The sequence below is a fragment of the Georgenia sp. H159 genome (assembly GCF_035607575.1).
Taxonomy (GTDB): domain Bacteria; phylum Actinomycetota; class Actinomycetes; order Actinomycetales; family Actinomycetaceae; genus Oceanitalea.
Map to the genome: position 1 here is coordinate 12,642 of NZ_JAYDZY010000011.1, position 19,922 is coordinate 32,563.

The 19,922-nt window shown below is 73.5% G+C and carries 12 protein-coding genes, 1 tRNA gene, 1 pseudogene and 1 riboswitch; of the genes and pseudogenes, 3 read left to right on the top strand and 11 right to left on the bottom strand.

The annotated features are described in order from the left end of the window. Positions 1 to 50: 50 nt before the first annotated feature. Entirely contained in the window at positions 51 to 1,961 is a 1,911-nt protein-coding gene (locus tag VR894_RS14805) for an LTA synthase family protein (RefSeq protein ID WP_324652753.1), read from the bottom strand. A gap of 242 nt (positions 1,962 to 2,203) precedes the next feature. On the opposite strand from VR894_RS14805, the gene VR894_RS14810 reads away from it, so the two are divergent. Next, a complete protein-coding gene (locus tag VR894_RS14810; protein ID WP_324652754.1) occupies positions 2,204 to 5,626 on the top strand; it encodes an error-prone DNA polymerase in 3,423 nt (1,140 codons plus the stop codon). Between the two features lie 42 nt (positions 5,627 to 5,668). Here the strand turns inward: VR894_RS14810 and VR894_RS14815 are convergent, their stop codons facing one another. Next, positions 5,669 to 7,051 (bottom strand): AI-2E family transporter, encoded by a 1,383-nt coding sequence (locus tag VR894_RS14815; protein ID WP_324652756.1) that lies wholly within the window; start codon positions 7,049 to 7,051, stop codon positions 5,669 to 5,671. A gap of 212 nt (positions 7,052 to 7,263) precedes the next feature. Between VR894_RS14815 and VR894_RS14820 the strand changes: the two genes are divergently transcribed. Together VR894_RS14820 and VR894_RS14825 are read left to right on the top strand one after the other, a co-directional pair. Next, positions 7,264 to 7,349: transfer RNA gene (locus VR894_RS14820), tRNA-Leu, on the top strand. Between the two features lie 190 nt (positions 7,350 to 7,539). Then, positions 7,540 to 9,750 carry an N-acetylmuramoyl-L-alanine amidase gene (locus VR894_RS14825; RefSeq protein WP_324652758.1) on the top strand — a complete coding sequence of 737 codons (2,211 nt, stop codon included), beginning with the start codon at positions 7,540 to 7,542 and terminating at the stop codon, positions 9,748 to 9,750. A 4-nt stretch (positions 9,751 to 9,754) separates the two neighbouring features. Here VR894_RS14825 and VR894_RS14830 read toward each other — a convergent pair whose 3' ends face one another. The 9 genes and pseudogenes from VR894_RS14830 to VR894_RS14870 all read right to left on the bottom strand — a co-directional run bounded on the left by VR894_RS14830 (position 9,755) and on the right by VR894_RS14870 (position 19,846). Further along, entirely contained in the window at positions 9,755 to 10,543 is a 789-nt protein-coding gene (locus VR894_RS14830; RefSeq protein ID WP_324652760.1) for an energy-coupling factor transporter transmembrane component T, read from the bottom strand. Next, the gene (locus VR894_RS14835) at positions 10,540 to 12,198 is read right to left on the bottom strand and encodes an ABC transporter ATP-binding protein (protein ID WP_324652761.1); all 1,659 of its coding nucleotides are present in this window, start codon (positions 12,196 to 12,198) and stop codon (positions 10,540 to 10,542) included. Before VR894_RS14835 ends, VR894_RS14830 begins: the two co-directional genes overlap by 4 nt. Next, on the bottom strand, positions 12,191 to 12,814 hold the full coding sequence (locus VR894_RS14840) for an ECF transporter S component (RefSeq protein ID WP_324652762.1): 624 nt from the start codon (positions 12,812 to 12,814) through the stop codon (positions 12,191 to 12,193). The genes VR894_RS14835 and VR894_RS14840 overlap by 8 nt, the downstream gene beginning before the upstream one ends. Continuing rightward, positions 12,811 to 13,473, bottom strand: coding sequence for a YkoF family thiamine/hydroxymethylpyrimidine-binding protein (locus VR894_RS14845; protein WP_324652764.1), 663 nt, complete (start codon positions 13,471 to 13,473; stop codon positions 12,811 to 12,813). The genes VR894_RS14840 and VR894_RS14845 overlap by 4 nt, the downstream gene beginning before the upstream one ends. A 48-nt stretch (positions 13,474 to 13,521) precedes the next feature. Then, positions 13,522 to 13,629, bottom strand: a riboswitch (TPP riboswitch). Positions 13,630 to 13,661: 32 nt separating this feature from the next. Beyond that, positions 13,662 to 15,085, bottom strand: a pseudogene (locus tag VR894_RS14850) (alanine/glycine:cation symporter family protein). Positions 15,086 to 15,202: 117 nt separating this feature from the next. Next, positions 15,203 to 16,585 carry an FAD-binding oxidoreductase gene (locus VR894_RS14855; RefSeq protein ID WP_324652766.1) on the bottom strand — a complete coding sequence of 461 codons (1,383 nt, stop codon included), beginning with the start codon at positions 16,583 to 16,585 and terminating at the stop codon, positions 15,203 to 15,205. A gap of 141 nt (positions 16,586 to 16,726) precedes the next feature. Further along, the gene (locus VR894_RS14860; protein ID WP_324652768.1) at positions 16,727 to 17,476 is read right to left on the bottom strand and encodes a sulfite exporter TauE/SafE family protein; all 750 of its coding nucleotides are present in this window, start codon (positions 17,474 to 17,476) and stop codon (positions 16,727 to 16,729) included. A gap of 58 nt (positions 17,477 to 17,534) precedes the next feature. After that, entirely contained in the window at positions 17,535 to 18,989 is a 1,455-nt protein-coding gene (locus VR894_RS14865) for a protein adenylyltransferase SelO (RefSeq protein WP_324652770.1), read from the bottom strand. A 74-nt stretch (positions 18,990 to 19,063) separates the two neighbouring features. Next, complete coding sequence (locus tag VR894_RS14870) at positions 19,064 to 19,846, bottom strand: FadR/GntR family transcriptional regulator (RefSeq protein ID WP_324652771.1); 783 nt, start codon at positions 19,844 to 19,846, stop codon at positions 19,064 to 19,066. Positions 19,847 to 19,922: the final 76 nt, after the last annotated feature.

The following is a 19,922-nucleotide window of genomic DNA, read 5'->3' on the forward strand; positions in this document are numbered from 1 at the left end:
CCCCGTCCGGCACCCTGTTCGCGAGGGTTCGGGCGCTGACCGGGCAGGCGTCAGGGCACGGCGAGCAACGCGCCCGTCGCGTACCCCTCGCCGACCGAGAGGTCGTACTGCGCAAGCCGGTAGTCGGCGAGCAGCTCCTGGGCGCGTGGGGACAGGTCGGCCTCGCTGACGGGCCGGCCCCGACCGTCGAGCATGATGGTCCCCTCGTGCGCCGCGACCTCCGCGGAGAGCTCGGTGAGCAGCGCGGCGTACGGGGACAGGGGGGCGTCGGTCGCCGCCAGCAGCTGAGGGACGAGCTGGTTGGGGCCCAGGACCGGCGGTGGCTGCACGTCGACGGTCTCGAAGTTCGCCCAGACGAACCACGGTGTCTCCCGCAGCCCCTGGGCGTCGTTGGCCTCCTGGACGCCCTGGGGCCACATCGCGGGCAGGTGGTCCCCGTAGAAGAGCACGACCGTCCTCTCCTCGAACGTCTCGAGCTCGGCGACGAGGTCGGCGATCGCCTCGTCACTGTGCCGCAGCGCCCGCAGGTACTGACCGACCTCCTCGCCCTCATCGGCGTCGAACGCGCCGCTCACGTCGATCGGGTCGACGTAGACTCCCGAGTAGGGGCTGTGGTTCTGCATCGTCACGACGTTGACCATGAGCGGGGCGGCCGAGGCGCGCAGCTCGTCGAGGACCTCCTGGTAGGTGGCCGCGTCGGAGATGTAGGAGCCGTTGCCGATCCTGTCCCGGTGGTGCATGTCGTCCCGGAAGGTCGCCCGGTCGAAGCCGAGCGCCGGGTAGACGGCCTCCCGTCGGTAGAAGTCCGCGGCGTAGGGGTGGATCGCGAGAGTGCCGTGCTCCGGGGCGAGGGAGTCGACGAACGAGGGGAAGTGGTCGTACCGGGGCACGAGCAGCGGGTAGGGGGCGTGCATCTGCGGCTGGAAGTTCGCCACGGACATCCCGGTGAGCACCTCGAACTCCACGTTCGCCGTGCCTCCGCCGAATCCCCGGGTGAGCATCCGGCCCGAGGGGGTCTGCTCCATGAGCGAGCGGGTGAAGGGGATCGGGTCCTGGGCCGGGTCGACGCCGTCCAGCCAGGTCGGGTCGGTGAAGGTCTCGCCCAGCACGACGAGGACGTTGGTGTCCTCGAGCGCGCCGGCCTGGCGGGTGGCGTTGGCCTCGGCGGCGACCTGCGCGTAGGTGGCGACGAGCTCCTCCATCCGCTCCTCGCCGTACCCCTCGGGCCGCTCCATCGCCGTGCCCGGCACGTTGTACAGGGCGCCGGCGACGAAGCCGTTCTGGGCGTAGTTCTGCACCTGGTTCCACGGCGCCCACGTCACGGGGATGTCGTCGTAGGCCTCCCGGAGGGGGTTGCCGGAGTCGTGGAAGCCGGCGACGACGACGATGCCGGCGACCCCCGCCACAGCGAGCGCGGCCCGCGAGCCCCAGCGGAACCAGCGTTCGTCCCGCCGTCGCCGCGTCCGCCGCCGCCACGACAGCACGGCGACGGCAACCAGCGCCACCGCCACGAGCACGACGCCGCCGAGGGCCACCGCCGGGCTGATCCCCGCGGACTCGAGGAGCAGGCCGGGGTTGGTGAGGTACCCGATGTCGGAGGGGAACAGCGGCTCACCGCGGTGCGTCATCTTCTGGTAGTCCGCGACGGCGATGACCGTGCCGGCCGCGAGGGCGAGGACCGCGGTGGCCCACATCGACCCGGTCACCGCCAGCAGCAGGGCCACGAACGGCCAGACGGCGAGCGCACCGAGCACGTGGAGCTGCGGTGGCAGGGACGCCCACCGCTCGGCGGGCTCCTGCCAGTGCTCGGTCTGCACGTGGACGAGCTCGATGCCGCGGGCGACGACGACGGCGAGGAGCACGGTGACAGCGATCGGCAGCACCACGAACCGCAGCACGTGGCGCACCGTGCGCGGCGCGGTGCGGGGTGTGTCGTTCTGCAGCGACGTCGTCGTACTCATCTCCTCGGGGTCGGCACGGAGAGGGACACGGTAACCCGGCCTGCTTGGAGTCCTGCTTCTGCCCGATCGCGGAGATCCGGCCCGCGTGCTCCTCGCCCCAGTCACCGGGTGGGGCCGTCGCGCGGTCGAGGGCGACGCCGTCCGGAATCAGGGAGCACACCAGCGTCGGTGGCACCTGGTGGAGGCGATCCGCACACCGTCGTGACCTGACGACCGCGCGAGCCCGGCGTACACTCGAACACATGTACGAGGGGAGGCCGCCGCGCTACGCCGAGCTGCACGCGCACTCCGCCTTCAGCTTCCTCGACGGCGCCAACCAGCCCGAGGAGCTGGCGGTGGAGGCGCACCGCCTCGGCCTGGAGGCGCTGGCCGTCACCGACCACGACGGCCTGTACGGGGTGGTGCGCTTCGCCGAGGCCGCCCGCGCGCTCGGCCTGCCCGCCGTCATCGGCGCCGAGCTCACCCTCGACGGGACGGAGCGGGCCACCGGGCAGATGGACCCGCCGGGCACGCACCTGCTCGTCCTCGCCCGCGGGCCGGCGAGCTACCGCAGCCTCTCCCGCGCCATCGCCGAGGGGCACCTCGTCACCGGGGAGAAGGGGCGCAGCGACTACCGGCTGCCCGAGCTCGCCGCGGCGGCGGACGACCAGTGGCTCGTCCTCACCGGCTGCCGCAAGGGAGCGGTGCGGCGGGCCCTGGACCAGGGCGGCACGCGGGCCGCCCGCACGGCCCTGGACGAGCTCGTCGCCCACTTCGGCCGGGACAACGTCGCCGTCGAGATCACCGACACCGGTGACCCGCTCGACTCCTCCCGCAACGACGCGCTCGCCGAGCTCGCGGCCGGGGCCCGGCTCCCACTCGTCGCGACCGGCGCCGTCCACTGCGCCCGGCCCGCCGACCAGCCGCTCGCCGACGTCCTGGCCGCGGTGCGTGCCCGTGCCACCCTCGAGGAGATCGACGGCTGGCGTCCGGCAACCGCCGCCCACCTGCGCTCACCGGCGGAGATGGCAGCCGTCCACGCCCGCCACCCGCAGGCGGTGGCGACGGCGGCGGCGCTGGGACTGGAGTGCGCCTTCGACCTCGCCCTCGTCGCCCCGAACCTCCCGCCCCACCCGGTGCCGCCCGGGCACACCGAGGCCACCTGGCTGCGCGAGCTCACCTACCGCGGCGCCGCGGAGCGCTACGGGCCCCGCGGCGCCGAACGGATCCCCGGCGCCTACGCGATGATCGAGCACGAGCTCGACGTCATCATCGACCTCAGCTTCCCCGGCTACTTCCTCATCGTCCACGAGATCGTCGCCTTCTGCCGGGAGCAGGGCATCCTGTGCCAGGGGCGCGGCTCGGCGGCGAACTCCGCGGTCTGCTTCGCGCTGGGGATCACCGCCGTCGACGCCGTCCAGCACCGGCTGCTCTTCGAGCGCTTCCTCTCCCCGGGACGCTCCGGTCCACCGGACATCGACCTCGACATCGAGTCCGGCCGCCGCGAGGAGGTCATCCAGTTCGTCTACGAGCGCTACGGGCGCACCCACGCCGCGCAGGTCGCCAACGTCATCTCCTACCGGCCACGCTCCGCGGTGCGCGACGCCGCCCGCGCCCTCGGCTACGACCTCGGGCAGCAGGACGCCTGGAGCAAGTCCATCGAACGGTGGGGCAGCCTGCGTGCGCCCGACGACGGCGATGACGCCCGCGGCTCCCGCGACGGCCGCGGACCCTCACCGGCCGACGACCTCAGCGGCATCCCCGAGGAGGTGCTCGACATCGCCGAGCAGATGCTGCGTCTGCCCCGGCACCTGGGCATCCACTCCGGCGGCATGGTGCTGTGCGACCGGCCCGTCATCGAGGTCTGCCCGGTCGAGTGGGCGACCATGCCGGGGCGCACGGTCCTGCAGTGGGACAAGGACGACTGCGCCGACGCCGGCCTGGTGAAGTTCGACCTCCTCGGCCTGGGCATGCTCACCGCTCTGCGCCTCGCCTTCGCCGAGGTCAACGCGCACGCGGCGCCGGGCACCCCGCCGGTGGGCCTGCACTCCCTGCCACAGGAGGACCCACGCGTCTACGACCTCCTGTGCGCCGCCGACACCGTCGGCCTGTTCCAGGTGGAGTCCCGCGCCCAGATGGCCACCCTGCCGCGGCTGCGCCCACGCTGCTTCTACGACATCGTCGTCGAGGTCGCCCTCATCCGTCCCGGCCCGATCCAGGGCGACTCGGTGAACCCGTACATCAACCGCCGTCGGGGCCGGGAGGAGGTCACCTACCTCCACCCCCTGCTCGAGCCGGCGCTGTCCAAGACCCTGGGCGTGCCGCTGTTCCAGGAGCAGCTCATGCAGATCGCCATCGACGTCGCCGACTTCAGCCCGGCAGAGGCCGACCAGCTGCGCAAGGCGATGGGCTCCAAGCGCTCCACCGAGCGGATGGAGGCGCTGCGCTCCCGGCTGCTGGACGGGATGGCGAGGAACGGCGTCACCGGTGAGGTCGCGAACCAGATCTACGACAAGCTCAAGGCCTTCGCGGACTTCGGCTTCCCCGAGTCCCACGCCTTCTCCTTCGCCTACCTCGTCTACGCCAGCGCGTGGCTCAAGGTGCACCACCCCGAGGCCTTCTTCGCGGCCCTGCTGGCGGCCCAGCCGATGGGCTTCTACTCCCCACAGTCCCTCGTGGCCGATGCGCGCCGCCACGGGGTGCGCGTCCTGCGCGCCGACGTCCAGCAGTCCGGTGCCCAGGCCGTGGTCGAGCACGCCCCCACCCCCCTGACGCCGAGAGCGGAGTTGTTGCCGGGAGGACAGGCGCGATCGCGCGACAACTCCGCTCTCGGCGGGGGTGGGGGGCCGCACAACTCCGCTCTCGGCGGGGGTGGGGGGCCGCACAACTCCGCTCTCGGCGGGGGGGCTCGGGGGACGGGGGATCCTCGGGAGGACGTGCCGCGGGACGCGGAGAGCGGGCGGCCGCTCGTCGACCCGCACCCCGAGCTCGCCGTGCGGCTGGGGCTGGCGCCGGTCCGGGGGATCGGGGAGAAGACGGCCGAGCGGGTCGTCGCCGAGCGGGAGGCGCGCGGCCCGTTCGCCGACATCGCCGACCTCGCCCGCCGGGTGCGGCTGACCGCCGCCCAGCTCGAGTCGCTCGCGACCGCCGGCGCCCTCGACTGCTTCGGCGTGGGACGCCGGGAGGCACTGTGGGCGGCCGGCGTCCTCGCGCAGGAGCACGCGACCCTGCCGCACACCGCCGTCGGGTTCGATGCCCCCATGCTCCCCGGGATGGACGAGGTGGAGACCGCCGTGGCCGACGTCTGGGCCACCGGGGTCTCCACGGACAGCTTCCCCACCCAGTTCCTGCGCCCGGACCTCACCGCGCAGGGAATCCACACCATCGCCGGGCTCGCCGGGTGCGAGATCGGCCGCCGGGTCGAGGTGGCCGGCGTCGTCACCCACCGTCAGCGGCCGGGGACGGCCAGGGGCGTGACGTTCCTGTCGCTGGAGGACGAGACCGGGCTGCTCAACGTCGTGTGCAGCGCGGGCCTGTGGGCGCGTTACCGGCAGGCGGCCCGGACCAGTGCGGCGCTCGTCGTCCGCGGGACGATCGAGCGGGGGGACGGGGTGCTCAACCTCGTCGCCGACCACCTGCGTCCCCTGCCGCTCCGGGTGACGTCCCGGTCGCGCGACTTCCGCTGACCCCGGGCGCCCGACGGCGGGCTCGCGGCGCCCGTCGCCCGGTCAGCCGTAGGCCCTGCCTGTCGTGGGGCTGCCGTCGCTGTCGCCACCGGCGTCCATCGAGCGCTCGTTGTGTCGCTGCCGTCGGCGGTTGACGTCCTCGGCGATACCCCGCGGGTCGGGGAGCCGTCCCTCGATCGGCGGGTCGGGGTTGTGCAGGGCGGAGTAGACCGCCCACGCGACGGCGATGATCGGGATCGCGATGATCGCGCCGAGCAGGCCGGCGAGGAACGTCCCCGCCGTCACACCGAGGGCCACGACCACCGGGTGCAGGGAGACCTGCTTGCCCATGACCAGCGGCTGGAGCAGGTGTCCCTCGATCTGCCCGACGAGCGCAATCCCGATCGTCACGATGAGCGCGTCGATGATGCCGCCGGCCGCCAGGGCGACGACCGCGGCGATGATCATCGCGAGCGGCGCACCGATGAGGGGGATGAAGGCACCGATGAACACGAGCACCGCGAGCGGCGCGGCGAGCGGAACCCCGACGATCGCCAGCAGGATGAAGGCGAGGATGGCGTCGGCACTCGCGACGATCACCGTGCCGCGGGCGTAGCCGGCGAAGGTGTACCAGCCCGAGCTGGCCGCCCGGTGCACCGTGTCCCGGGAGCGGGAGGGGAGCTGGTTGAGGAACCAGCGCCACATGTCCCCGCCGCGCAGCAGGAAGAAGACGGTGACGAAGAGACTCAGCGCGAACACGGTGAACAGCAGCGCGACGGCGCCCGCGTTGCTCAGCACCTGGCCCGCGAGGTCGCCGGCATTTGCCGAGACGTACTCCTGGGCCTGGACGATCAGCGCGTTGATCCAGTCGTAGATCTCCGCCTGGGTGAAGTGGAAGGGCAGCGGACCCGTCTCGAGGAACTCGAAGATGTCGTCGATGCCCTGGCCGAACTGGTCGGCGAGGTCCTCCCACTGACCGGTCACCGAGGTGATGACGTAGGTGAAGATGCCCGCCACCACGGCGAGCGACCCGAGCATGGCCACGGCCGTGGCCAGGGCGCGGGGCATGACCCGGGCGAGGGCGGTGACCACCGGGTAGAGCACCGAGGTGACGACGAGCGCGAGGAAGACGGCGATGAACACCGCCTGGATCCTGGTGGTCGCGAACACCACCATCGCCACCACGATGACGATCCCGATGAACAGCCAGGACATCTGGCCGTAGCGCCGCAGCCAGCGGGGGACCTCGATCTGGTCACGCTCGTGGAGCGCGCGCTCGGGCATCCGGCGCACCGTGAGGCGCCCCGCCGACGACGACGCACGCGGCATCCGGGCGGCGCGCGGCAGACCACGCTCCGTGGGGGAGGACGACGACGGCGGGAGCCCCGCTGCGGGCGTCGTCGCCGTCGTGGGGCGGCGGGTCCGTACCTTGCCGAACAGCCTCATCCCGTGGTCCTCCTCGAGTTACGGACGTGCTCAGTGTGGCGTACCGGTCCGCCGGCAGCCCGGTGACACGTCGAGAAGTCGGCTGCGGCGCCCCGGTTTCCGTGGTGCTCGCCACACTCCGCCGGAATGGGTCGGACCGGTTCGAATCGGCCCCCGCCACCGTGCTATCTTTGCGGGCGTCGCCAACAGCCCCGGCTGCTGGCGGACCACTCGTCCGGGTGGCGGAATTGGTAGACGCGCTAGCTTGAGGTGCTAGTGCCCTTTATCGGGCGTGGGGGTTCAAGTCCCCCCTCGGACACGTTGTCTCTCCTGAGCCGTGGGACCGTCGCGAGACGGTCCCACGGCTCTGGTGTTTGTGCAGTGCCTGTGTCGCGAGAACGGCCGTCGCACTTCCTCAGGTTTCGGGCGAGCCTGCCGATGGGACCGGGAGAGACCCCCGTGGCACCACTCAGTGCTGCTCACTCACGTCGCATTGGAAGTCGCACCGCATGGCACTGCACACACACCTCGGTTCGCTGGTCCTCGCCACCTCACTCGCCGCAGGCGGGGCCCTCCCGGTGGCCGCGGCAGGGACGGTGACGGGGGAGGAGCAGCCGGTCAGCGTCATCGCCCTCACCACCGAGGACGGCAGCCTCACCCCGCTCGCGGACGAGGGGCTGACCGACCTGCAGGACGTCGCGGCGCAGCAGTCCGCACCGGACGCGGCCCTCTCCGCACCGGACACGGCGCAGATCGCACCGAGCTCGGCGCAGCCGGAGTCGGACGCGGCCGCGACCGCCGCACCGGAGCAGAGTGCCGCTCCCGAGCCGGCCACGGGTGCCGCGCCGGAGGGCGTCGCCGTCCTCACCGCACCGCTGGCCACCGAGGAGTTCTACGTCGCGGGCGTCACGTGGGACGGTGCCCAGGCCATGCCGCAGGACGCCGCCGTCTTCATCCGCGTGATGGAGGGCGGCCAGTGGCAGCAGTGGGCCGAGCTCGAGGTGGAGAACAGCGCCGACGAGCCCGGGTCCACGGGCGGCACCGAGCCCTACGTCGCCGCCGGCGCCGAGGCCGTTCAGGTGCAGATCACCGGCGACGCCGCCCGCCTCCCCGCGGGTGTCCGCCTCAACCTCACGCCCGAGTGGCCCAGCGCCGAGGAGGTCGTCCTCGAGGAGGAGGCGCCCGTCGCGCCCGTGCTGCCGACCGCCGAGCCGCTCGCCCCCGAGCCTGCCGGCGCGCTGCCGTTCCAGCAGCAGACGGCCGCCGCACCGGCCGCCGCCCCCACCGTGACGCAGCCGGCCGGGACCACGACCGCCGTCGCCTCCGCCTCGACCCAGAGCTCCGGCGTCATGGCCACGGGCATCGCCCCCCGGCCCAGCATCACCAGCCGAGCCGGCTGGGGCGCGGACGAGGCGAAGATGAACTGGCGTCCCTACCACGTGGACCTGCGAGCCGCCGTCGTGCACCACACGGCCGGGAGCAACAACTACACCCAGTCCCAGACCCCCGGGGTCGTTCGCGGGATCTACCACTACCACGCGGTGACGCGCGGCTGGGGCGACATCGGGTACAACTTCCTCGTCGACAAGTGGGGCCGCATCTACGAGGGCCGCAGCGGCTCCCTCGCCGCCGCCTCCGGGAAGATGCCGGTCGGTGCGCACGCCGCCCCGTTCAACACGGGCACGATGGGCCTGAGCGTCATGGGCGACTACACCAAGGTCGGCGTGCCGCAGGCGGCGATGGACGCCATGGCCGACATCATCGCCTGGCAGTTCGGCCGCGCCGGGCTGGACGCGACGCACCTCTCCGGACTCACGGCCAAGGGCGTGGGTGTGCGGCCGGCCGGCCAGAGCCTCGGGCGGGTCTTCGCCCACAAGGACGTCTCGTCCACCGCCTGCCCCGGCAACGACATCTACGGCCGGATCGGGTGGCTCGCCCGCGCCGCGAACGAGCGCGTCGGCTCCGGCGTCACGACGCCCGCACCTTCACCGGCACCCGCACCGTCGGCTCCCGACGTCCGCCCGACCGACCCCTTCGCGCACACCGCCACGGTCTACCTCAACAACGACTGGGGGCCGTGGCACAGCATCGACTTCATCCTCGGCAACGCCGGCACCGAGGTGTACACCGGTGACTGGGACGGCGACGGCAAGGACACCCTGGCACTGCGCGTCGGCAGCACCTTCCACGTCTTCAACAGCAACACCACCGGCGCCAGGGCGTGGGTCGCCTCCTACGGCCGACCCGACGACGAGGTGCTCGTCGGCGACTGGGACGGGGACGGCAGGGACAGCTTCGCCGTGCGGCGCGGCACCACGTTCTACACCAAGAACTCCATCACCAACGGCGTCGCCGACGACGTGTTCGCCTACGGCCGCGACGGCGACGAGGTGCTCGTCGGCGACTGGAACAACGACCGGCGGAGCACCTTCGCCGTGCGGCGCGGGAGCACCTTCTACGTGAAGAACTCCCTCGCCGGGGGCAGGGCCGACCACGAGATGGCCTACGGCCGCGCGGACGACACGGTCCTGGTCGGCGACTGGGACGGCAACCGGTCCGACACCTTCGGCGTGCGGCGCGGGAGCACCTACTACATCAAGAACCGCATCGCCGGCGGCAACGCGGACATCGTCCAGACCTACGGGCGCCCGGGCGACACGGTGCTGGTCGGAGACTGGGACGGCAACCGCACCGACACCCTCGGTGTGCACCGCCCCTGACCGGTCAGCCGGTCAGCGCCCCGGGACCTCGCAGCACGCCGAGCCAGCCGCTCGTCGCGAGGACCAGCGCGAGGGCGCCGAGCACCACGGCGACCAGCGCCAGGTCGGCCCGGGTGACGTGCACCGGTCGCCACGTGGTGCGGGGCGCGAGCCCCAGGCCGCGTGACTCCAGCGCCTGAGCCATCCGTTCGCCGCGGCGCACGGCGACGACGAGGAGGGTGAAGACCACCCGCCCGAGGTGGCGGGGACCGCGCGGGAGGCGACCGTCCGCCCGCCGGGGCGCGCGCACCGCGTGGGCGTGCTGGATCGTCACCCACTCCCGCGGCATGTCCTGCAGGAGCCGGTAGCCGGCGAGCACGGCGTAGGCCACCCGCGGGCTGAGCCGGGCGTTCTGCCGCAGGCTGTGCATGAGGGCGACCCCGTCGGTCGACAGCAGGAAGCCGATCGCGAGGACGCCGACGAGGAGCGTGCGGACGGCCAGCGCCCCGCCGACAGTCAGCCCCTCGGCCGTCACGCGCAGCACGCCGGCCTGCCAGAGCACCTCGCCGGGCCTGCTGAGCGCGTTGACGACGAGCACCCCGGTCGCGAAGGCGAGGAAGGGCACGTGCGCGATCGTCAGCGTCCGCGGCGTGGCGCTCGTCGAGGCGAGGACGCCGCCGAGGGCCAGCAGGTACAGCAGCGCCGGCGTGAGCGGGTCCAGCACGAACATCACCACGAGCGAGACGACGAAGACGAGGGCGAGCTTGACCGTCGGGTTGCGCCGGTCGAGGGCCGGGACGACGACGTCGCTCATACGGGTACCTCGGCCGGTTCCGGCTGGTCCACGGCCGTGTCCAGCGCCCGCAGCACCCGCCGGGCCGCGGCATCGCCGTCCAGGTGCTCCAGGAGCCAGGCGAGCAGCGGCGGCAGGGTGAGACCTGCCCGTCGCCTCACGTCCGGGTCCCGCAGCACCGGCACCGTCGGACCGTCGGCGACCACCCCGCCCTCGGCGAGGACGACGACGCGGTCCGCGACCGTCGCGACGGTCCGCAGGTCGTGGCTGCTGAGCACGACGGCGCACCCCTGCGCTGCCGCGGACCGGAACGCTGCAGCCGTCGCGATCGTGTCCCGCCGGTCGAGGCCGAGCGTCGGCTCGTCGGCGAGGAGGACAGGGCGCCCGTGCGCGAGCATCGCCGCCAGGCTCAGCCGGCGCTTCTCGCCGCCGGACAGGCGGAAGGGGTTCTGCTCGGCCAGGTGGTCGAGGCGGTGGGCGCGCAGCTGCCGTGCCACCGTCTCCGCGACCGGACCGACGAGCGCGTGCGCCACCTCCTCGGCGACGGTGTGGGCCACGAACTGGTGCTCGGCGTTCTGGAAGACCATCCCGGCCCGCTCACCCTCGACGCTCCCGGCGGCCGGGCGCAGCAGTCCCGCCAGGGTGAGCAGCAGTGAGGTCTTGCCCACGCCGTTGGGCCCGAGCACCGCGGTGACCTCACCGGCCCGGAGCTCGAGGTCGACGCCGCTGAGCAGCGGCCGGGACCGGCGGGCCACGGCGAGGGAGCGCGCCCGCAGCGCCACCGGCCCGGGCTCGTGGGACGGGCCGTCGCCGGCGCCGCCCTCGCCCTCCGCGAGCCGGTGCAGCAGGTCGGTCGCGGGTGCGGAGGACAGCCCGCCGGCCGCGCCCGTGAGGGCGCGGAGCTCGGACTCGAGCGGGAGCCAGCAGCCCGCCCGCAGCAGCGTGGTGGCGTGCGTGCCCAGGACGTCGTCGGTGCGGCCGTCGGCGAGCACCCTGCCGGACCCGAGAACCACCGTCCGCGCGGGGAGCCCGGCGAGACCGGCGGCTCCCGCGAGGTCGTCGAGGCGGTGCTCGACGAGGACGACGGCCGGCCGGGAGGCGGCAGCGGCGAGCGCGCCGCGCACGTCGGCCACCCCCGCGGGGTCGAGCATCGACGTCGGCTCGTCCAGCAGGAGGACGTCGCTGTCGGTGACGAGCGCCGCGGCCAGCCCCACCCGCTGCGCCTCCCCGCCGGAGAGCTCGCCGGTCGCACGGGTGCGCAGGTGGGCGGCCCCGACCTGCGCCAGCGCCGCGGCGATGCGCGGCCCGATGGTCTCCGGGTCCGCCGCGTGGTTCTCCAGCGGCAGCGCCAGCTCCTGCTCGACGTCCGGCAGGCACACGGAGGACGTCGGGTCCTGGGCGAGGACGCCGACGTGCCGGGACAGCTCCACCGCGGCGACGTCGGTCGTCCGGGTGCCGCACACGCGCACCTCACCGGTGAGCTGCGCGGCCACCGTGTGCGGGACGACGCCTGTCACGCACTGCAGGACCGTGGACTTGCCCGACCCGGAGGCCCCGAGGAGCAGGACGTGCTCGCCGGGACGGACGCGGAGGTCGACACCGTCGAGCACCGGACCGGGGCGTCGCGGGACGTGGACGCAGACGCCGGCGAGGTCGACCGCGAGGTCCTCAGCCACGACGTGCCGCCGCCCGGCCGATCGCGAAGTTGTCGACGACACCGGTCCCGGCCAGCGCGTCGACGACGACCTTGGCGAGCAGGCCGCCAAGCACGGCACCGGAGACCAGCTGCAGGACCAGGCGCAGGACGAGGATGTCCTGCCCGTACCACCCGGCGCGGAACGCCGAGTAGCAGAACACGAGGCCGGCGCCGAGGAGACCGGACACCGCGAAGACGGTCCACCCGAAGCGGCGGTAACGGGTGAGGAGGAAGGGCAGCTCGCTGCCCAGGCCCTGGATCGCCGCGGCGATCATCAGCGTGGGGCCGACGGGGGAGCCGAGGAAGACGACCTCCACGACCGAGGCGAGGACCTCGGCCACGACACCGGCCAGCGGACGTCGCACGATCGCGATGACGATCGGGGCGACGAGGAGCCAGCCGCCGAAGAGCACGTGCTGGGCGAGGTCCCCGGCCGGCCCCATGAGGATCGCCAGCCCGTTCCACGCCTGGACCAGCGCCCAGTAGACGAACCCGAAGACGACCCCCAGGACGACCATGAGCATGAGGTCCTTGAGCTCCCAGACGGGGGCCCGGGCCGGCGTCGGTGCCGCCGGGTGCCGCTGCCCGGCGCTCACCGGTCCGCCCGGAGGCTGGGGGAGCCCACCGAGACGGTGAGGTGCGAGACGACGTGCGGGACGTGGGCGCCGACCGCCGCCCACGCGTCGACGGCGGTCGCGAGGACCTCGGCCACCTCACCGGTGAGCCGGGTGGCGTAGTGGGCGGCGCCGTCGGCGGTCCCGCGCTTCTGGGCGGCCGCGATGGCCGCCTCGATGGGGACCATGTGGTCGCCGCCGTCGGGGCCGCCGTCGAGGAGCGGGTACAGGGACCACTGGGCGACGGCGGGCACCCCGGTGGGCTCGACGACGACGGGCTCCGGGCTCGGTAGCCCGGTCACGGTGAGGTCGCAGGTCCGCTCGCCGGGGCAGCCTCGGGACAGGAGCACGTGGGCGACGACGTGGCCGCCGCCGCTGTGCCGGGAGGCGGCGGCGACGACACCGGCGAGGTAGTCGGTGAGGCGCTGCTCGGCGGGCGCCTCGAGCGCCCCGACGTAGGTGCTCACCTCATCGGTCTGGAGCACGAGGCCGTCGGTGCGACCGCCGGCGGCCGCCTCCTCGAGCGCGTCGAGGATGACTCGGACGAAGTCGTCGCAGTGCGGATGGAGGCTGAACCGCGCGCCGATGCCCAGCTGCGCCGGGGCGGCGGTGGTCGCGGTCTGGTGGTGGGTGGTGCTCATCTCGGGCCCTCTCAGGCCCCACGGGTGACATGAAGACCTGCCGACGTCACGTCGGCAGGTGCCCTCTCCCTACGCCGGTACGAACCGGATCAGGTGGTGTCGGGTCTGCGGGCTCTCCGCACTCTCAGCGCCGTCGGCGCTCCCCGGGGGTTGTGCGCCCGAGCCTATGCAGGCGGCGGTGGTGGTGTCTAGGCAGGGTCGTCGGCGAAGCTGCGTCCCGAGAAGGCGCGCACCTCGTCGAGCGTGGCGGTCAGCCCGGGGTCGTGCTCGAGGTACTTCTTCGTCTCGCGGGCGACGAGCCCGGAGAGGATGACGAGGCCGATGAGGTTGGGGATGGCCATGAGCCCGTTCATGACGTCGGCGAAGTTCCACACGACGTCCAGGGACACCGTGGCGCCGACGTAGACCATGAGGGAGAACACCACCCGGTAGGGCACGACCCCGCGGCGTCCCACGAGGCGTTCGATGCACCGCTCGCCGTAGTAGGACCACCCGAGCACGGTGGAGAAGGCGAACATCGCCAGCGCGATCGTGACGATGTAGTGGCCCCACTGCCCGGGGAGCCCGGTGCTGAACGCGGCACCGGTCATCGTCCCGGCCTCGGTCTCGGTGCGCCAGGCGCCCGTGGTGACGATGACGAGCCCGGTGAAGGTGACGACGACGAGGGTGTCGATGAAGGTCTGGGTCATGACACGAGTCCCTGACGCACCGGGTGGGAGGTCTTGGCCGCGGCGGCGGCGATGGCGGCCGAGCCCATCCCGGACTCGTTGGAGAACATGCCGCGGGCCGCGCCCATCTGCACGGCGATGATGATCGTCGACCCGATGAACCCGCCGGTGGCGGCGGTGCCGCTGAACGCGTCGGTGAAGATGAGGGCGATCGCGGCAGGGATGTCGGTGAGGTTGACGACGAGGATGAACAGCGCGCCGACGACGTAGAAGACGATCATCAGGGGCACCAGGCCGGCGGTGACCCGGCCGATCGACTTGATGCCGCCGACGAGCACGACGAGCGCGGCGACGCTCAGCACCGCACCGGTGACCCACCGGGCGACCCCGAAGGAGCCCTCGAGGTTCTCGGCGACGGCGTTGCCCTGGACCAGGTTGCCGATGCCGAAGGAGGCGATGATCGCCATGACGGTGAACATCAGACCCAGCACCTTGCCCAGCGGGCCCCTGATGCCGCGCTCGAGGTAGTACTGCGGCCCGCCGGACTTCTCGCCGGCGGAGTCGGTGCGGCGGTAGTAGACGCCGAGGAAGGCCTCGGTGTACTTCGAGGCCATCCCGACGAGCCCGGTGACCCACATCCAGAACAGCGCTCCGGGACCGCCGATGCCGATCGCGGTGGCGACCCCGACGATGTTCCCGGTCCCAACGGTCGCCGACAGGGCGGTGGTGAGCGCCTGGAACTGGGACACGTCGCCGTCCTCGGCGCCGACGTCCCTGCGCCGGAGGATCCCCAGGCTGAGCGCGGCACCGAGCTTGCGGAACTGCAGGCCGCGCAGGCGCACGGTGAGGATGAGCCCGACGCCGAAGAGCAGCGGGATGAGCACCCACGGTCCCCAGACCACACCCGACACGTCCTGGAAGAACGTGTTGAGGTCATTGACGATGTCGTCCACGAGCTCCCCCTGGCAGTCGGTCACCCCCCTACGGGCTGGCAGACACTGTGCCACGGGTCACACGGGATCCGTGCGGACCTGTACGGGCGAGTCGCGAGTGTGGCCGCGTCAGCCCGGCGGGATGTTGTGGTTGCGCCGGAAGACGTTGTCCGGGTCGTACCTGCGCTTGAGGGCGACGAGCCGGGCGAGCGTCGCCGGCCCGTAGACGGCCTCGGCGGCCACGACCGGGTCGGCGGGGTCCCGGCCCATGAAGTTCACGTACTGCCCGCCGGTCGCGAACGGGGCCATGTCCGCGGCGGCCCCGCGGACGTAGGCCGTCCGTGCGTCGTCGTCGGCGGGGTCGGACCAGAACCCGTAGACGTTGAGCCAGAACCGCGCGTCGCGGGCCGGGAAGGGCGTGGCGTCCTCGGGCACCCGGGCGTAGGCGCCGCCCATGTGGTGGATGTCGAAGGCCGTGCCGTGCCAGGTCTGCTCGGCGCCGCGACGTTCGAGAACGTCGATGACCTCGGCGTCGAGGCGGTCGAAGGAGGTGTTCTTCCAGTACGCGCGCGACCCGCGGGGGAAGAGCTCGTCCATCGCGGACTGCCACTCGGCCCAGGGGACCTGGCCGACCTCCTCGGCGTCGGGCGGGGCACCGGCCCGGAGTGCGGCGAGGTGCCGCTCGCCGTCGTCGGGCTCCGCCCCCACCCACACCGCGCCGATGATGAGGACGGGGTCGGGGCCGAGGTCCCAGTCGGCCGGTGGTGTCAGCACGGTGACGATCGACTGCATGTCATCGGGGAGGTCCCGGGTCCAGGACTCCCATGCGCGCAGGGCCGCCCGCCACGCGGGCCGGTGGTAGATGAGGTTCGTGCCGTACACGTCCGGACCCACGCGGTGGGACCGGAAGGAGAACGACGTGACGACGCCGAAGTTCCCGCCACCACCCCGCAGCCCCCACAGCAGCTCGGGGTCGTCCGACGCCCGGACGGTGCGTCCGTCCGCCGTCACGAGGTCGGCGTCGAGGAGGTTGTCGGCGCTGAGGCCGTAGGTGCGGGTGAGCCAGCCGAGGCCGCCGCCCAGTGCCAGCCCGCCGATCCCCGTCTGGGAGACCACCCCGATGGGCACCGCGAGCCCGTGCGGCGTGGTCGCGCGGTCGACGTCCGCGAGCGTCGCACCGCCACCGACCCGGACGGTGGCCCCGTCCACCGTGACGGTGGTGAGGTCCCCGAGGTCGATGACGACCCCGCCGTCGACCGTCCCGTTGCCCGCGACGCTGTGCCCCCCGCCGCGGACCGCGACCCCCAGCCCGTGCGCCCGGGCGAACGCCAGGGCGGTCGCGACGTCGTCGGCGTCCGCGACCCTCACGACCACGCGCGGCTCGGCCCGGACCATCCCGTTCCACACGGCACGGGCCTGCCCGTAGGTGGCGTCCTCGGGCGTGACCACGGTGCCCCGGACCGAGTCGCGCAGCTCGTCGGCCTCGGTCTGTGTCACCACTGGCGCGTCCATGCTCCCTCGTCTCCCGCGGGTACGACGGTGGTCCCAGGGCACCCGCGCGCTGGGTGACTCGTCGTCGAGCGGGGGCCGGGCCGGCCGAGGCCGCGGCGGGTCGTGCGTATCGTCCCGCCGCCGCCGCGCCCGGTCAACGTGTTAGCCGGCGACGTCGAGCAGACCCCGGACGAGGGTGGCACCGGCCCCGACCGTGACGACGACGACGGCGACCCGCCGCGCCGTCGTCGGGCCCACCCGGCGCGCCACCGGGCCCCCGGCGAGGACACCGAGGGGGACGGCCGCCACGGCAGCGACGACGAGCGGCCACTCCGGCAGTCCGGCGGCACCCGAGGTGGCCCCCACCGCCAGCTTGGTGGCGAGGGAGACCGTGCCCATCGTGAGGAAGATGGGCTGGAGGGTGGCGGCGAAGGCCCGCTGGGACCAGTGCGTGGCGTGGGCGTAGAGCAGCATGGCGGGAGCCGCGACGCCGACGGCGGTGTTGAGGAACCCGCCGGTGAGGCCGGCGACCGGGGCCGCGGCCCGCCCGAGGTCGGGCAGGTCGGTGGCGAGAACCATGGTGGCGAGCGCGAGCAGCAGCGCCGCACCGATGATGACCTCGAGCCAGCCGGCGTCCGCCGCCCGCACCACCAGTGCGGCCGGGACGGAGCCGAGGACGATCGTCGGCGCGATGCGCACGAACTGTGGCCAGTCGATGTCGGCGCGCATCGCGACGCAGAGGAACAGGGCCGAGACGACCGTCGTGAGGTTGGTCAGCAGGACCCCGGCGACGGGGCCGGCGACGAGCACGAACGTGGGGGAGACGACCAGGCCGGTCCCCATCCCGCTCGTCCGCTGCAGCACCGCGCCGAGCACCACGGCGGCCACGACGACGAGCGCGACTGGGTCCACGTGCCCATCCTGGGGCATCCGGGGCCGTTGTCCCCGGCACCGGCGCGCCGCCGCTGCGTCAGGTACCGCAGTACGTGATGAACGGGGCGCCCCCGGCGGGCGCGGCCTCCTCGTAGCGCTCCAGGCCCGGGCGCTCGGTGTAGGGCTGCGCGAGGACGTCGAGGAGTGCGGTGAACGGGCCGAGGTCACCGGCGGTCGCGGCGTCCAGCGCCTCCTCCACGAGGTGGTTGCGGGGGATGTAGACGGGGTTGACGCCGGCCATGACGTCGGCGGCGGGCTCGAGCGCCTGCCAACGCTCCACCCAGTCCGTCGAGTCGCCGAGGAGCGCACGGACCGGGCCGTCGTCGCCGCGCGCGGCCGCGGTGAGGCGCCGGAAGAAGGCGGTGTGGTCGACGTGACCGTCGACGAGGGCCGAGGTGACCTGCCCGATGACGGAGGTGGCGACGTCGTCGTCGACGTGCTCGCCCAGGCCCAGCTTGCGTCGCATCCCCGCCGTCCACGCGGCGCTGTACTGCGCCGGGAAGCCGTTGAGGGCGTCGGTGAGCAGGGCGACGGCCTGCTCCGGGTCGTCGTGGACGAGCGGGATGAGGGCCTCGCCGAAGCGGGCGAGGTTCCACTGCGCGATGACCGGCTGGTTGCCGTACGCGTAGCGGCCCTGCACGTCGATCGAGCTGAACACGGTGGCCGGGTCGAAGGCGTCGAGGAAGGCGCACGGGCCGTAGTCGATCGTCTCCCCGGAGATCGTCGTGTTGTCGGTGTTCATCACGCCGTGGACGAACCCGACGAGCATCCACTGCGCCACGAGCGAGGCCTGGGCGGAGAGCACCGCCTCGAAGAGCGCCAGGTAGCGGTTCTCGGCCCCTGCGGCGAGCGGGTGGTGGCGCGCGACGGCGTGGTCGGCCAGGCGACGCAGCACCTCGGTGTCGCCGGTGGAACGGGCGTACTGGAACGTGCCCACGCGCAGGTGGCTGCTCGCCACCCGGGCGAGCACCGCGCCGGGCAGCGGGGTCTCGCGACGGACCGCCCGGCCGGTGGCGACGACGGCGAGCGAGCGGGTCGTCGGCACCCCCAGGGCGTGCAGGGCCTCGCTGATGACGTACTCCCGGAGCATCGGGCCGACGGCGGCCAGGCCGTCGCCGCCGCGGGAGAAGGGCGTGGGGCCCGAGCCCTTGAGGTGGAGGTCGCGCGGGCGCCCGCCCGCGTCGAGGAGCTCCCCGAGGAGGAGGGCGCGGCCGTCGCCGAGACGCGGGACGTGCTGGCCGAACTGGTGGCCCGAGTACGCCTGCGCCACCGGGGTGGTGCCCTCGGGAACCTCGTTGCCGACGAGGAAGCGCACCCCCTGCGGGCTGCGGAGGTAGTCCGGGTCGAGCCCGAGCTCGGCGGCGAGGCCTTCGTTGAGGACGAGCAGCTGCGGTGCGGCGACCTCCACCGCCGCCCAGGGCACGGCCAGCTCGGGCAGCTCGCTCGCGAAGCGCCCGTGAAGCCGGTTGCCGGGAGGTGCCGTGGTACTCACGTCATCGACGATACGGCGGGGCGTGCGGGTTCGCCGCGTGAGGGGCCGTTGGCAACCCTCGGGCGTCCCAGCCGTCAGCCGGTGGCGCGTTCGCGGTGCTGTGCGGTGCGGGCCGCCTCGATGCGCTCCTTGTCGTCCGCGGAGCGGCGCAGGGGCGGGATGACCTCGTCGTCGGGCGCGAGGATGACGAGGTCGTTGTCCATGTGGTCGGCCATCGCGTGGACGGCGTCGATGAAGTCCCCGCGGCGCACGGCGTCGACGATGCGCTCGTGCTCGGCCTGCATGGAGTGCGCGTCACCGGCGTGGGTGAGGCGCTCGACGTGCCCCGGCTCGGCGAGCTTCTCGGTGATGCCGGCGTACAGCGAGGCGAGCAGGCGGTTCCTCGCGGCGTCGAAGAGCAGGTAGTGGAAGCGGGAGGCGAGCTCGTGCGCGGTCTCCCCGTCGCCGTGCGCGGGGCAGTGGGAGGGCCGCAGCGTGGTGCTCACCGCGGCCTCGAGGGCGGCGACGTCCTCCGGGGTCCGGTGCCGGGCCGCCTGCTGGGCCGCCTCGACCTCCAGCGCCCGGCGGTAGCTGAGCAGCTCCTCGAGGGTGTAGGCGGTGAGGAACTCCGAGAGCACGCTGCTCGTCGGGGCGTTCGAGCGGACGAAGGTGCCGCGGCCCGGCAGGGTCTCGAGCATGCCGATGCTCGCCAGGGACCGGACCGCCTCGCGGATCGTCGAGCGTCCGACGCCGAGGGCCTCGGCGAGCTCGGGCTCGATCGGGATCCGCGCCCCGACGGCCCACTCACCGGTGGTGATCTGGCGGCGCAGGTAGGCCAGGGTGGTGCGGGCGCGCTCCGTGCCGCTGCTCCCCGCCATCGTCTCGCCTCCGGGCACTGTGATCGTCGCGTGTCGCGGTCAGTATAGGAACCGGGCGTCGGGGCCCGCCGTCGAT